The sequence below is a fragment of the Moorena sp. SIO1G6 genome, assembly GCF_010672795.1.
In the GTDB taxonomy this organism is placed as follows: domain Bacteria; phylum Cyanobacteriota; class Cyanobacteriia; order Cyanobacteriales; family Coleofasciculaceae; genus Moorena; species Moorena producens.
Map to the genome: position 1 here is coordinate 51,931 of NZ_JAAHFZ010000029.1, position 14,481 is coordinate 66,411.

Sequence of the window (14,481 nt, forward strand, 5' to 3'; positions counted from 1 at the left end):
ATTACCCTTAATAAAAATCTCCCTATCTCCCCATCTCCCCACATCTCCCACCCTCTAATAAATTAAGGGTATTCAACCAAACTTGATATAAGATTTGTGTCCAGATACTTAGCACTGGAGAATCCTATTAATGTCCAGAAAACCTAAATCCAGGAGCGATCGCTTTTTAGGAATACTATTCCTGTTTAGCCTTACCGTTTGTATAGGGCTAGGTCATCTTCCCTCAATCGCTCAACCAGCTGAACAGGGAAATATGGCAACCACCCAGGCTGACAACCCCAGTCAACTCGTGCAACAAGGGGTTGAGTACTACCAAGCCGGAGATTATCAAGGTGCCATAGAGCCCTGGCAAAATGCCTTGAAGCTTTACCAACAGACCAACAACCACAGCAACGCCGCAATTGTCCGGGAAAATCTGGCCAGAGCCTATCAAAAGATTGGTCACATCCAGGAGGCAATCAGTAACTGGGAGCAAGCCATCCTTGACTATCAACAGCTAAGGAACTGGCAACAAATGGGGCGAATGAAAACGGAATTGGCTCAAGCCTACAATAGCTTTGGACAACCGAGAAAAGCGATCGCGCTTCTATGTGGAGCCCCTGATACTGATGAAAATTCTAAAAACAAACCCAGTTGTGTCAAAGACAGTGCCTTAAAGGTTGCTCGTGCTCATCAGGATTGGAAGGGAGAAGCTGCTGCTTTGGGAAGTCTGGGAAATGCCTATCTTCTCAGAGGGGATTATGACCAAGGGATTGAATATTTACAAACTGGTTTAGGCATTGATAAAAACGTTGAATTTGATATCAGCCCCCAACGCACAAAAGACTGTATAATAGATATATCTGGCAAAAAATACACAGCCAATATTTCTGCCGATAGTCCCTATGGCAGTTCATTTATTAACGACCTAGGTAATGCTTACTTTAGCAAAGCTCAGCGTTGGGAGCGCTGGGCTAGCTCTGCCAAAGAGCGGTCAGCGAAAGAAACAGAAGATAAATTTACAGAAAATGCCAACCATAATTACAATCAAGCTCAGAACTGTTTTCAGCAAAGTCTCAAAGTAGCTCGCACTCAAAATGACCAACCTGCTCAAATGCGAGCATTGCGCAATTTGATTCGACTGTCCTACCGCCCACAAGAATTAATATCAATCGAGGCAGCAGAGGAGCGGAACCAATGGGTTCAAGACGCTCAGGAATTGTTCAACGAACTACCGGATTCTCAGGATAAAGTCTACGCAGCCATCGATTTAGCTAAACTGGAGCAACCGATCACCCTGGTTACTGACACGTCCCAACACAATTCCTGTGGCAAACGTCAGCTAGAAGCAGAGACTGAAACACTCCTCAATCAAGCCATCTTAATTGCTCGACACCTTAAGGACTACCGTTCCCAGTCTTTTGCCCTCGGTGAATTGGGTCATCTCTATTACTGCCGCCAAGACTATAACAACGCCCTAAAATTCACTCAAAAGGCATGGTGGATGGCTGACCAAAATCTATCCGCAAAAGATAGCTTGTATTTGTGGCAGTGGCAGCTGGGTCAAATTTTCCAAGCCCAAGGTAACGAAGTTAAGGCGGTCAATGCTTATAAAGAAGCGATCGCTACACTCAACGATATCAGAAAAGAGCTTCTGATTGCAGAGCGAGACTTACAGTTTGACTTTCGGGATGCCATTAATCCTCTCCACCGTGAATTGGCTAAGTTAAGGTTGGAACGTGCTGAGCTACTCCCCAAAGATAGTAAGGAGTACCCAGATGAGCTAAAGTCTGCCCTCGAAACCATTGATTCCCTAAAACTAGCAGAACTGCAAAATTACTTCGGCAATGATTGTGCGTTAATACTCATCAGTCAGAAACGAGTTGACGAACTGGTTGGGGAAAAAACCGCTGTCTTTAGCTCGATTATTTTAAGCGATCGCACCGGTATTCTAGTCAGTCTTCCCAAGGGCGAAAAGCGACTGGAGTGGATCAATGTTGATAGTCAAACTCTTAGAGAAGAAATCAACCAATTTCGCCGGGGACTGGAACGCAGACGTGATATTAACTATAACCTCAAACCAGCCCAAGAGCTGTATAAAAAGATTATTGCTCCTTTTACCAAGTATTTAAAGTCAGCACAGATAGAAACCCTTGTTTTCATCCAGGATGGCATCTTACGCAGCATCCCAATGGCTGCCCTCCACGACGGTGAAAAATTCTTAGTTGAAACCTATGCTATTGCCACAACCCCCAGTCTTAAGCTGACCAATCCCCAAGCCTTGAACCGTCAAAAACTTCGCGTCTTAGCCTTAGGGTTAACTCAAGAAAGTGAAGTCAACGGACAAGGGTTTTCAGCTTTGACCAATGTTGAAAGCGAACTCAAGGCAGTCGAGACTCAATTTCCAGGTAGCAAAACCCTTTTGAATCAGGATTTTACCCAAGAGCGCTTAGAAGAAGAACTGGCTCAAACCGTTTACCCCATTCTTCACATTGCCACCCACGGTCAATTTAGTGCGATTCGAGAAGACACCTTTCTCGTCACTGGAAATAATGACAAGCTCACCCTCGATGATCTGGAAAACACCATCAGCGGCGTTAGTCGTAAACCCGACTCAGGGGAATTGCTTGCCCTCACAGCTTGCCAAACGGCAGTGGGAGATGACCGTGCTGCTCTGGGTTTGGCTGGCATTGCCGTGCGAGCCGGTGTTAGCAGTGCTTTAGCCTCTCTTTGGTCTGTCAATGATGCCTCTACGGCTCAGTTAGTGACAGAGTTTTATGCCAACTTGCGCCGTCCTGGAGTAAGCAAAGCCGAGGCTTTACGTGCAGCTCAGCGAAAACTGATTGAGGCTGAGGACACAGAGGAGATTAACGACCAATATGCCCACCCCGCCTACTGGGCACCGTTTATCCTGATCGGGAACTGGCTTTAATCCTATGATTGACGGCGGGGTGGACTCAATTACCGCAGGCTACTGGCTATTTGCCTTAAGTTCTCAATCCGTTCATACTTCTCGTCAGTCAGTGCGGCTGCCTCTAATTCAGCCAGGTTTTCTAGTAGGGTTGAACCCACCTCTCCCAACCTAGATTCGTTAGCCAACTTCAGAGCTTCAGCTAAAGCATCGTACCATAAACTTGCCTTGGCATAGAAATCGGATTTGTTTGAGCCATCGACAAAAGTGCTTTCCAAAGTAGAAGGCATCTCTAGAACCTGAATATCTGCCCTAGCAATTAAATCACTTGATGCGTTATCTGGGTCACATAAGATGGTGACTTGCCAAAGATAAGTGCGACCTACTCTAAGTTCTGGTCTGTCCTCTGGTAGGGTTAATGTCATAACTCCTGGCCAACTCTTCAATGGAATTGCCTCACCCATTAATTTGGGTTTACCGTTTGAGTCATATTCATAGAGCGTGAATTCCATCTTTTTGGTGGTCGAGTCAGGAACAAACCAAGCAAAAGTCGGGCGAGTCGAAGCCGTTTGTCCAACATGACTTAGAGGAACTAGGGCTGTTAGGGGTATCCCTTCACCTTCGCACCCATCTCTGGAGCCTGCTTGTCCTGTATAGTCACTTGGAGGTTTCTGATCGGAAGGGAATTCGTACTCAGCTAGAGCAGCCGGAGTTATGACCAGGGATAACCCTAAAATACAGCTAGTTACTAGTTTAGCTTTGATGCATTTATTAAGGAACCAAAAAATTTGAATCATCATAATGTTGGCTCAGTAGATATTTACTTATCTCAGACCATACTAGGAAAAATAGTGAGTTCACATCGCCTATTCTCACTAACTTGATGACTAGCTCAAGTCATTCTTATTGCTGAAAACTACAAACCCGTTGCTCAAACTACCAAATTCACCACTAAAATTTGCTAAAACTACTTCCATTTAACTTTTAGTAATTCTTTTATTTTTATCAGAGTAGTAGGGTGCGTTAGGGGCGGAAAGCCTCTGATTTTTCGCCTCGTAGCCAGGGTTGGGATAGTCCGCCCCGTAACGCACCAGCAATTAGCGTTTCTGTAGCGTATATTTCAGAATATAGCACTACGCATTCAGGTTAGGACATTGTCTTGATGCAATAGCGAGTGGGGAGGGGCTGTGTGCGGAACCTGCGTCCGCACCGCTGTTTGCCCCGTGGAAACCCCCGCATGAAGGCGCTGCATCGCTCCTACACTCCGAAACGTAAGTAATTGCTTACTTTTGACTTCTGACTTCTAACTTATGACTTGCGCGTAGCGCTATATCGCTAATTTTTTATTAATCCTAAAACTCCCAAAAAAAAAATTCTAAAAACCCTTGACAAATTTATTTATAATCATTACAATAATCATTAAATGACCACAATAACTTCACTTTTTTATCCATGTCACGAAAATTTCGCCAAAACTTCAAAAAACAACCTGCTCAGCACACCTTGAAAGGGTCTCGTCAAGCAGTAATCTATAGTATGCAAATGCTTTATTCACTAGGCTATGCAGAGATAGCGGAATGGACCCCTCTGGAGCCGACCGACGTTCCCGGGGAAGTGATGACTACAATAACCAAGTATTGGTTGTTGCCGTAACACCTTAAACTTCTAGGGGGGAAACCCCCCTAGCAAAGGTCAATCAGATCGAATCACATCAGGTTCGGTTTAGGAACTCAGTGACATAGCGATTTAAAGGAACTTATTGTGGAGTTAAAATAGCCGTGGATATTATTTCTACGGCTATTTTTTTTTATTTTTAAGACTTATCGGGAATTTAGAATTTAAAATTTAGAATGTAGGGTGCGTTAGGGGCGGGCTTGCCCTCATTTTTAACTTCGAGCGCCAGTATTAGAATAGCCCGCACCGTAACGCACCACCAAGTAGAAGTTAGAAGTTAGAAGTTAGAAGTTAGAAGTTAGAAGTTAGAAGTTAGAAGTTAGAAGTTAGAAGTTAGAAGTTAGAAGTTAGAATTTAGAATTTAGAATTTAGAATGTAGGGTGCGTTAGGGGCGGGCTTGCCCTCATTTTTAACTTCGAGCGCCAGTATTGGAATAGCCCGCACCGTAACGCACCACCAAGTAGAAGTTAGAAGTTAGAAGTTAGAAGTTAGAAGTTAGAATTAGGAATCGGGAATTGGGCTCTCCATGAGCGACTGCATCAAGACATGAGAAAAGTTTCTCTGGTCAGGAAAATTTGCAGAGACTTTAGATTTATTTAGTTTGAGCCGGTGGTGCGTTACGGGGTGGGCTATTTCAACGCTGGCAAAGAGGCGGAAAATCAGGGCAATCCCACCCCTAACGCACCCTACGCAACTATTTTAGAATTTTTTGGGATATTTAAAAACTTTCAAAAAAAGAGTTTTCAAGCCATAGCTAACTTTAGCAAGACTCCAGTTACGACCTGCTAGAGGCCAGGTTAACTCGCACAGAGTTCCGTGGGGAGAAATGGGCTCTCGCTTAAATGTTCCTCCTAGTTGTTTCGCCAAAGCTTTAGCTTGCTGTGTTCCTCGGTTTTCAGAAGATGAACACATGCCAGAGCCATTATCTTTAACACTCAGAGTGTACCGGTTCTCATGTAGCTTACCAATGGCACTAATACGAGTTACTCCTTTAGCATGTTTCCCGACATTGTACAAAGCTTCTTCCAGAAACTGGCAGAGTTCTCGATTTTGCTCAATAGTTAAATATTGTTCCGGGATCTCCTCAAATTTAAGGGCTTTAACCTTAAGGGTATTAAAATGAGGAAGATGCCGTTCCAGCGTATCTCTACAGACTTCATAGAACAGCTTACTTATTGGATGCTTCAATGACAGTTTTAGGTTACTTCCTAGACGGATAGTTTCTTCTTGAGTCAGAGTTTCTTGTTTGAGGTAGTCTGCAATTTCCCAGATGTCATCCTTGATAGTTTTAAGTTTCAACAGTAATTCATCTTCTGGCAAATCCTGGTTTTGAATGCGCGTAATAGTGTACGCTAGTGTTTGCATTGGGCCATTATGAATGATATTAAATGTTTCATCAATAGTCCGTTGGCGCACATTGATCTGAGACCTCAAAGCCTGGTCATAGTGATAGAAAGCAGGAAATAGTAAACTATTTATGACTAAAATTAACAACGCTGGTGCTACTGGAATCCACCAGCCCCAAACTAGGAACACATAACCAACTCCAACTAGTCCAAAGCTGGCAACCCCAACACCAAACAGATTTTTGAATGGGGATTGAGTCAGCCGACCAAGACCAATGGCCAGAAAACCCCAACCTAAAATCCATAGATATTCCCAAGGATCTGACCAAGTTCTTAAAAGCGATCGCTGATCCAGAACAGCACTGAGAATTTGACTAGTAGCATGGGCATGAAATTCTACACCATAGATTTTTCCAGGAGGGTTCAAACCCTTGATGGCAGTGGTATTGACAGTGTCTTTGATGCTGGGAGTAGTGACTCCAACAATCACAATGCGATCGCGAATCCAACTGGGATTAAAATTCTCGGTTTTGATATCCTTAAGTGATAGAATGCGAAAGCGTTCTCGACCACTCCGAAAATTGAGCAGCACCTGAACTCCACCCGCATCAGTTCCGACATAGCCACCAGAATTGGGCAAAAAACGAGGTAGCTCCGTTGAACCAAACATCATCCCATCAGGATTTTTAATGCCATTTTCGAGAGAAATGCCTTCAACCGTTAAATAAGTTTTTGCCAGACTCAGAGATAAAGAGAACTTGCCCCCTTCAGGAGTAGGAGTCCCTAGAAGACTGCGCCGGACGTTGCCATCCCCATCGAAAAGAACATCTGAGAAACCAACCCGTTCCGGGGGAAATCCCGGTGGTGGCTTAATTTTAGTTGGTAATACTTTTTCAATGGCAATGAGAGTCTTGATCTCCTCAAAGGTTTCAACCAGTTGCTCGTGACCTGGCTCAACTGGTAGATCCCGAACAATATCAAGACCAATTGCTCTAGGTTTGTAGGTTTGCAATCTCCGCAGCAGCCTTGCAATGTCTTGATCTGGTATGGGATAGGTTCCTACATCCTGGATATCCTCTTCATCAATTCCAACAATAACAACCCGTTCATCCATAGGTTCAGAAGGACGCAAACGCAGAAAAGTATCGAGGGTTATCCACTCACTAAATTGAAGGTATCCATTGAGACGGGCTAACATTACCAGTCCAATCACTGCAATTCCTGGCAATTCTCCTCCAGGCCAGGTGGCAATTTTGTTTTTTATTTTTGGCCAAATACTTCCCAACAACAGGTTTTTTCCTTGCTTAATTTATCAATCAATAAACCCTTCTTCTCTGGCTCGCATCTCGGTTTGAATTCGGAGATTCTTCCCACCTTCAGGATAAACACCCAGAACGTCTCGAATTTTCGTCCAGTAGTGAACCACAGTTCGTTCACTTTTATGCATACGCCCAGCAATTGCCTTATCTTGCAATTCCTCATGAAATGCTAGGGTGAGTAACTCCAGCCACTCTGGCTTAACTTCTCCTTTGAGCATCTTGAGGTCTTTTGTATGGGTTAATCCCTGCAATGCCCATTCAACTCTGGTTAACATAACCTGACCGGAGAAACCCTTATCTACCAAGGTGAAACCCCCGTTGTGCTCGTCAATCTCATCCTTAATCCGCACCAGGGCTTTGAGGTAAGTGCTTAACACCACAAGATTGAGGTTGGGATACTGCTTCATCACTATCTGCAAGAGTTTAATACCCGTCTCGATTTTAGCTGTATTCTCAGAATCTTCTGGAATGGAAAGATCGACAATAACAAGGTCAAGCTGAAATCGTTCCAGTTGTTCCAGAGCGCTCTGGAACGTTTGAGCTGTTAGGATTTCCGCTTCTGGATACTTCCGTCGTAGGGTGTCGATTATTCCACCCAGCATCAATTCGTGGTCATCAACCACAAGCAGCTTCCGTTTCCTTGACTTTGGTAAATCTTGGGTCATCATCAATTCCCTCTATGTTTGCTATTCACTATTGGAACCTATCGTTGCAATTTAGCCAACGAGGGGTTAATACAGCGCTACGCGGAAGGCAAGAGGCAAGAGGCAAGAGGCAAAAGTTTACTAAAACGGCTTTTGCTGCTTTTATCAATGTCAAACACCTTAATGGGTAGTGCTATACAACCAGGTTTTTCCTGTCATGGGTCTTATGTTGAACCACTGCTCGCTGAACTTTTAGCTTAAAAAGACACTGATAGATAAAGCAATCCCCTTGTCTACCAAGTTGATTGCTGGTTTAAGACAAGAACTAGGTACAATTCGGTAATTAGGATTGCTGAAAACTACATACTGCTGCTCAAAGCTTCGCCAACTATTTCTAAACCTCTAGTCACCAAAGCTGCTGTGATGCTGATCTGATGGTGGTCTTGAGAAGATTATATATAGATGGTTATAGGAATGCGTTCGCGTAGCGTGACCTGCATGTCAATCGCTTTTAGCGTGACCAAAGGTCAATCGCGTAGCGTGACCATTCGCGTAGCGTGGCCCAAAGGCCAAGGTCAATCGCAAAAATAAACCCCTAATAAACATGGGATAATCATTCAGCTATCAGCATTGAGCTAATGCGCTACGCCCACGGCTGACGGCTGACGGCTGACATATCAATCAACGCCAAATTTTAATCTTACCCTTTTCGCCTCCACTTACTAGGATTTGTCCATCAGGGCTAAAAGTAACGGGATAACAACCATTCAGATTGCGCAGTAGCTCACCAGTCCGTAGGCTCCAAAGTTTAATCTCGTTTATACTGGCACTGACTACTGTTTCTCCATCAGGGCTAATAGCAATAGAAAGCACCGCTGTTGAATGTCCAGTTAGAGAAAAGATTAGTTTTTCAGTGTGGAGATTCCACAGTCTAATGGTTTTGTCAGCGCTGCCGCTAGCGATAGTCTGACCATCAGGACTGATAGCAATAGAAGTTACCCACCCTGTATGTCCGGTAAGAATGCAGCGCTGTTGATACCCGCGTCCGTTCCAAAGTCTGATGGTTTTGTCATTACTACCACTAGCGATAGTCTGACCATCGGGACTAATAGCAACACAATTAACCATGTTTGAATGATCGGTCATGGTGTGGATTAGTTTTCCTGTCAAGCTATCCCAAACTGCGATGGTCTCATCACCACTAGCACTGATCAGGATTTTACCATTTTGGCTAAAAGCAAGATCCGAAACCACGGCTCCATGACTGAAAGGAGAATTTGGTTTATTGAAGATGCCAGATAACGTTTTTGTCCGTAATTTCCAACTGGTAATCACGTTATCAAAGCCACCAGCAATCAGCATCTCTCCATTGGGGCTAATGTTTACTGCTTGAACTTCTCCTCCTTGTCCGAAGAACGTGTAAATGCATTTTACCGTTGTTAAATCCCATAGTTTTACAGTTCTATCATCACCACCACTGGCAATAATATCACTATTACGACTGAGAGCAACGGAATTAACGTTTGCTATATGTCCTTTGAGAATAGTATTACATTTCCAATGTTGATGTGATTTAACAGTTATTAACTTATTAAGTTTGGCTTTAACCGCTTGTAATTCTTTATCAACGTCTAGATTCTTAAACCTTTGTTTCGATGAAAGCTCAGCATTGCTTACTTTTTCTGTTGGTTTAGACTGATTTTCCCCCAAAAGGTTTGCTTTAAGCGCTTGTAATTCGTCCTCAACTTCTAGATCACTAAACTTTTGTTTCAAGGCTATGTCAGCTAAGATTGGATCTAGCTCCATCATTGCCTCGTTATAAGCTTCCTGATAAGAGATTGCTGCTTCGATTCGGTCAAAGGTTTCAGTAACAGGTTCTTTGCTCTGATTTTCAGAGAACATTTTTGCTAAGCCATAAATACCAAGTCCAACGACTCCACCAGCAGCAGCCATCGAAGAGATATCAACCCCGGTGGCTGTCCCCCCAAAACTCAATCCCATACCACCTACTGTGCTCTGATTTTCAGAGAACATTTTTGCTAAGCCATAAACACCGAGTCCAACGACTCCACCAGCAGCAGCCATCGAAGACATATTAACCCCGATAGCTTTCCCCCCAAAACTCAATCCCATACCACCTACTTTGGCAGAGATACCAGCCCCTGTAACCGCTCCCAGTGCCACTGCCCCAATGGCAATAAGATCCCCTTCCCGTATCGCCCTAACAGCGCCATAAGCAGCAACCCCAGTTATTGCTCCTAGACCTGTCATCGTGGTCGGACCAATGCCCACGCCACCAAACCCCCCGACTAATCCCACACCGCCAATAGTAGAAGATAGATTAGCTCCCGCTGCTGCGACCGCTAGGGTGAACAATACACTTTGTTGCTTAGTCATGGCTACTTTCTCAATATGGTTACACTTATAGAGTTCCCAAAAAGGCGATTGACCGTAGGCCACGCTAGGCGATTGACCGTAGGTCACGCTATGCTCCGGAAGCGAAGCTTCCGCGCTTATGCGATCGCACTAAGTTCTGGATAGGGTGCATCTCCTAAAAGCTGTTTGACCTGATGGTGCGTTACGGTGCGGGCTATTTCAACAAGGGACGAAGAGGCGAAAAATCAGAGCTCGCCCGCCCCTAACGCACCCTACACCTTCAACCTTCAACCTTCTGATGGTGCGTTACGGTGCGGGCTGTTTCAACCAGGGGCGAAGAAGCGAAAAATCAGGGCTCGCCCGCCCCTAACGCACCCTACGCCTTCAACCAAATAAACCTTCAACCTTCAACCAAATAAACCTTCAACCTTCAACCAAATAACCTTCAACCTTCAACCAAATAACCTTCAACCAAATAACCTTCAACCTTCAACCAAATAAACCTTCAACCTAATAAACCTTCTAAACCTTCAACCTAAACACTTCACCCAAGCCTCCCTGACCTCAGGTGAACCATACCAAATCCCCTTCCTTCTAGGAGAATGTAGCACCTCATCAAGAGTAATATTAGTCGCTCCAGCCAAATGAGCAGCAGTAATCGGAGTAATCCCATCTCCCCAGCAATTCCCTTCTCCACAAGTGAGCTTGTAACTGTTGTAAGCCAACCAGCTGCCTAAACGTCGCTTACCATAAATTGCCTTACCAGCGACACAAATATAATTGACATCTTGGTGAAACGCCCCTGGATAGTTATCATTAACAAAATCAAGATTGCGTTTAGTCCAACGTTCCTGACTCATATGAGGTGTACCCAGAGTCACCAAGGTAGAGATATAGGAATGAGCATTCCATAACCCTACCGAGTCATCACTAACATCTCGATGAATCGTGTAAGGCTTTTCTCCTAGATAGATCCTGGCAATCCAACCACCAGCAGAGTGACCGATTAAATTAATCTGTGGCGTGTTATGCTTCTCCAACTGCTGTTTAACAGCTTGGTCGATTTTTCGCAAAATTGGCACCACAGAGCGACCACCGAGGGTAGGAAACCAATCCTGTTGGCGTATTGGTACAGTAGTTGCGGCAATCCCTAGCTGTTGTAGTGATTGTTCTAAATCACGGTATTCACTAGCGCTAGCAAAATAGCCCGGTAAAATAACAGTTGGTAATGGCATCGGTGGTAATTTTAAATTTTATAGATAATTTTAAACTTTTGTGAAACTAGGTACACTTTATGGTATAAGTGTCGGACCTGGGGATCCTGACCTGATCACCCTCAAAGCACTACGTATATTGAAACAGGCACCAGTAGTAGCCTTTCCTACTGGAGTCCGTGGAAAACCAGGAATGGCTCAACAGATTGTCGCTCAATGGTTGGAGAATCATCAGGTGCAGTTACCCTTGACATTTCCTTATGTGCAGGATACCGCTATCTTGACCCAAGCATGGCAACTTGCTGCTGAGCAAGTCTGGAATTATCTAGGATTAGGGCAAGACGTAGCATTTGTGTGCGAAGGAGATGTGAGTTTTTACAGCACATTTACCTATTTGGCACAGAGGCTACAGCAGTTACATCCTCAAAGCCTGATTCAAACTGTACCAGGGGTATCTTCCCCCATGGCTACAGCATCGGTTTTGGGATTACCCTTGACCATTCGTGATCAGCGCCTGGTCGTGCTACCAGCTCTCTATAATGTGGATGAACTGGAAAAGGTTTTGGATTGGGCAGATGTAGTAGTCCTGCTCAAAGTCAGTTCAGTTTATCAGCAGGTGTGGCAAGTGCTGCATCGACATCAGTTGTTGGAAAATGCCTATGTGGTAGAACGAGCAACTCTACCGGAGCAGGTGATATATCGTAATTTATGCGATCGCCCTAATCTGGCATTACCCTATTTTTCTCTGCTAATTGTTAAGGTGAACCAATAGATAGCAAACCAAGAGATAACAATGTTTCAGCCATCGATGTAGTTGTCAAAATAGTTGTTATAGCTAGCCCGAGCACGATCACTCACTCTTATTTGCCAAGACTGAATTGAATAAGCATCTCCTCAGCCGAGAGCTTATTAGCAACCATGGAAATACGTCAACAATAACTGCCATGTCCGATGCTTCTTTAATTAAAAACATCCCAGAAATGCTGAGTCACCCCCTAGTGATTTCTGTTACCGCCTCTCTGGGGGTTCATATGCTAATCGTACCGATCTTAGGTGATTTGTTGAAGAATCAAAAGCCTAAGGAAGACTCAATGGTGCAAGTGTTGGAGTTAAGCCCTCAACAACTGAGCCGTGTTCCCAAGTCTGCTGCACCACCACTTACCCTGCCAGCTCTACCGAATGCCAAAACTCCGACCAAGCCCTCCATCCCTTCGTTATTTAATCCTTTCCCACCCCCTCCACCACCGCTACCTTCAATACCTGCTCTAAAGCCCCTGAAAATTCCCAAATCCCCACCTCTGAGATCCCTACCGATAAAACCCTTACCCTCAATTGGTAAGTATCCTTTACCACTGCTAAACCGCAAAAGACCGATTATCACCAGAGGGTCTTTCCCGATCCAGCAGCTACCACCAAAACCCAGGACACCACTACCAGCCCCACCACCGCGACCTAACTTCACATTCGATACAGAGTCTTTGAATCCAGGTTCCTTCCAGACAGGTTCCTTGCCAGTATTTGGGAATTCTACCAACCAGATTCCTGACCGATCAGAGTTTCCTAACCAACAGCCACCAGTATCCGTTACTCCACCTCCTCCGCCACCACAATTTTCGATCACCCCTCCTCCTTCTGAGCCTACTAAACCAGCACCCCCTAGTGCTGTTGCGATCGCACGACAACGTCAGAACAATTTAGTAGCTCAAGTGCGGATGCGGCGGAAGCAACTGAAAAAAGATGTAAGCAATACCAGTGATGAGGAAGCTAGGAAAAACCTGGTCGAATGGATGGCTTTGGTAAAGGATACCTTACCCAAAAAGGAAGTAATACCAGAAGCAATAACAGTTAGTGCTACTTATCCGAAAGACGCTTGTATTAAGAAACTAGAAGGCACAACCGTCTTCGGAATTTTAGTAGGTGCTAATGGTGAAGTAACTAATGCACAGCTGATTCAGAGTGCAGGGTACGGCATTTTAAATCAGCAGGCACTGGAAGATATTCAGTTCCGCAAGTTTAACAACCAAAGTGGTGCAACAAAACCCTACCAGGTCAAGGTAGCCTTTGACTATGATCAAGGCAACTGTCCTAGTCTATCGGTTTTCCAAGAAACTGCTAACCAGCCAGTTCCAGCAAAGCCAAATACTGTTAGTGGGGAAAACGCTGCTGTCAACAATCCAGTAATAGTAGTTCCTAAGCCAGAAACCCCTAGCAATAACTCTGCTAATAATAACTCTACCGATAACAATACCGATAACAATAGGACAGTATCAGTTCCAGTAAAACCGAATACTGCTACAAATACTGCTAGGGAAAATTCGAGCACTAAACCCAGAACAATATCAGTGCCAGTGCGGGACAATACCTCTAGTCAAGACTCGACTCCTAAACCCAGGAGAGTTTCAGTACCAGTGCGGGACAATACTTCTAGTCAAGACTCGACTCCTAAACCCAGGAGAGTGTCAGTACCAGTGCGGGACAATACTTCTACTCAGGAAAATACTCCTAAACCTAGAAGAGTGTCAGTACCAGTACGGGACAATACCTCTACTCAGGAAAATACTCCTAAACCTAGAGCAGTGCCTGTACAGCAAAATACTCCTAGTCAGGAAAATACTCCTAAACCCAGGAGGGTGTTAGTACCAGTGCGGGACAATACTCCTAGTCAGGAAAATACTACTGAAGAAAATACTACCAACACTACAGCTGTGCCAGTGAAGCCAGCTCAAGGGACTGGAAACCCAGGGAAAGAATCCGTTCCAGCAGCAGCCACTGAAGAGCAAAACTCACAAGAGGATAAAGCTTGCAAGTTCAAATCTAGATCAGCTCGCAGGCGCAACAGAATAGATTCCTTTACAACACCATCGTCCAGGTCATGTAAATAGAATCTTTCTGTGAGTTAAAGCCTGGGTTGTTGGTCTATGGAGCATTAACATTATTTTAGAATTAAGAATTTAGAATTCTAGAATTAAGAATTAAGAATTAAGAATTAAGAATTAAGAATTTAGAATTTGGAATTTT

General features: G+C 44.4%; 9 protein-coding genes. 4 read left to right on the plus strand and 5 right to left on the minus strand.

Features of this window, described 5'->3' with window-relative positions; genetic code table 11:
• Positions 1-130: 130 nt before the first annotated feature.
• Positions 131-2,911: a CHAT domain-containing protein gene (locus tag F6K63_RS23700; protein ID WP_287313262.1), complete on the plus strand. Its 2,781-nt coding sequence runs from the start codon at positions 131-133 to the stop codon at positions 2,909-2,911.
• Between the two features lie 29 nt (positions 2,912-2,940).
• Here F6K63_RS23700 and F6K63_RS23705 read toward each other — a convergent pair whose 3' ends face one another.
• Positions 2,941-3,690 carry a DUF928 domain-containing protein gene (locus F6K63_RS23705; RefSeq protein WP_008189805.1) on the minus strand — a complete coding sequence of 250 codons (750 nt, stop codon included), beginning with the start codon at positions 3,688-3,690 and terminating at the stop codon, positions 2,941-2,943.
• Between the two features lie 652 nt (positions 3,691-4,342).
• Here F6K63_RS23705 and F6K63_RS23710 point away from each other — a divergent pair.
• Positions 4,343-4,543: a hypothetical protein gene (locus tag F6K63_RS23710; RefSeq protein WP_083373530.1), complete on the plus strand. Its 201-nt coding sequence runs from the start codon at positions 4,343-4,345 to the stop codon at positions 4,541-4,543.
• Between the two features lie 720 nt (positions 4,544-5,263).
• On the opposite strand, the gene F6K63_RS23715 is transcribed toward F6K63_RS23710, so the two are convergent.
• The 4 genes from F6K63_RS23715 to F6K63_RS23730 form a co-directional block, all read right to left on the minus strand.
• Positions 5,264-7,198 carry a sensor histidine kinase gene (locus F6K63_RS23715; RefSeq protein ID WP_287313263.1) on the minus strand — a complete coding sequence of 645 codons (1,935 nt, stop codon included), beginning with the start codon at positions 7,196-7,198 and terminating at the stop codon, positions 5,264-5,266.
• Between the two features lie 24 nt (positions 7,199-7,222).
• Entirely contained in the window at positions 7,223-7,894 is a 672-nt protein-coding gene (locus F6K63_RS23720) for a response regulator (protein ID WP_502708347.1), read from the minus strand.
• A 660-nt stretch (positions 7,895-8,554) separates the two neighbouring features.
• The gene (locus F6K63_RS23725; protein WP_287313265.1) at positions 8,555-10,357 is read right to left on the minus strand and encodes a WD40 domain-containing protein; all 1,803 of its coding nucleotides are present in this window, start codon (positions 10,355-10,357) and stop codon (positions 8,555-8,557) included.
• Between the two features lie 422 nt (positions 10,358-10,779).
• Positions 10,780-11,484: an esterase/lipase family protein gene (locus tag F6K63_RS23730; RefSeq protein WP_071102584.1), complete on the minus strand. Its 705-nt coding sequence runs from the start codon at positions 11,482-11,484 to the stop codon at positions 10,780-10,782.
• Positions 11,485-11,524: 40 nt separating this feature from the next.
• On the opposite strand from F6K63_RS23730, the gene F6K63_RS23735 reads away from it, so the two are divergent.
• Both F6K63_RS23735 and F6K63_RS23740 read left to right on the plus strand, forming a co-directional pair.
• Positions 11,525-12,235 carry a precorrin-2 C(20)-methyltransferase gene (locus tag F6K63_RS23735; protein WP_287296653.1) on the plus strand — a complete coding sequence of 237 codons (711 nt, stop codon included), beginning with the start codon at positions 11,525-11,527 and terminating at the stop codon, positions 12,233-12,235.
• 172 nt (positions 12,236-12,407) lie between these two features.
• On the plus strand, positions 12,408-14,345 hold the full coding sequence (locus F6K63_RS23740) for a TonB family protein (protein ID WP_287313266.1): 1,938 nt from the start codon (positions 12,408-12,410) through the stop codon (positions 14,343-14,345).
• The last annotated feature ends 136 nt before the right edge of the window (positions 14,346-14,481 follow it).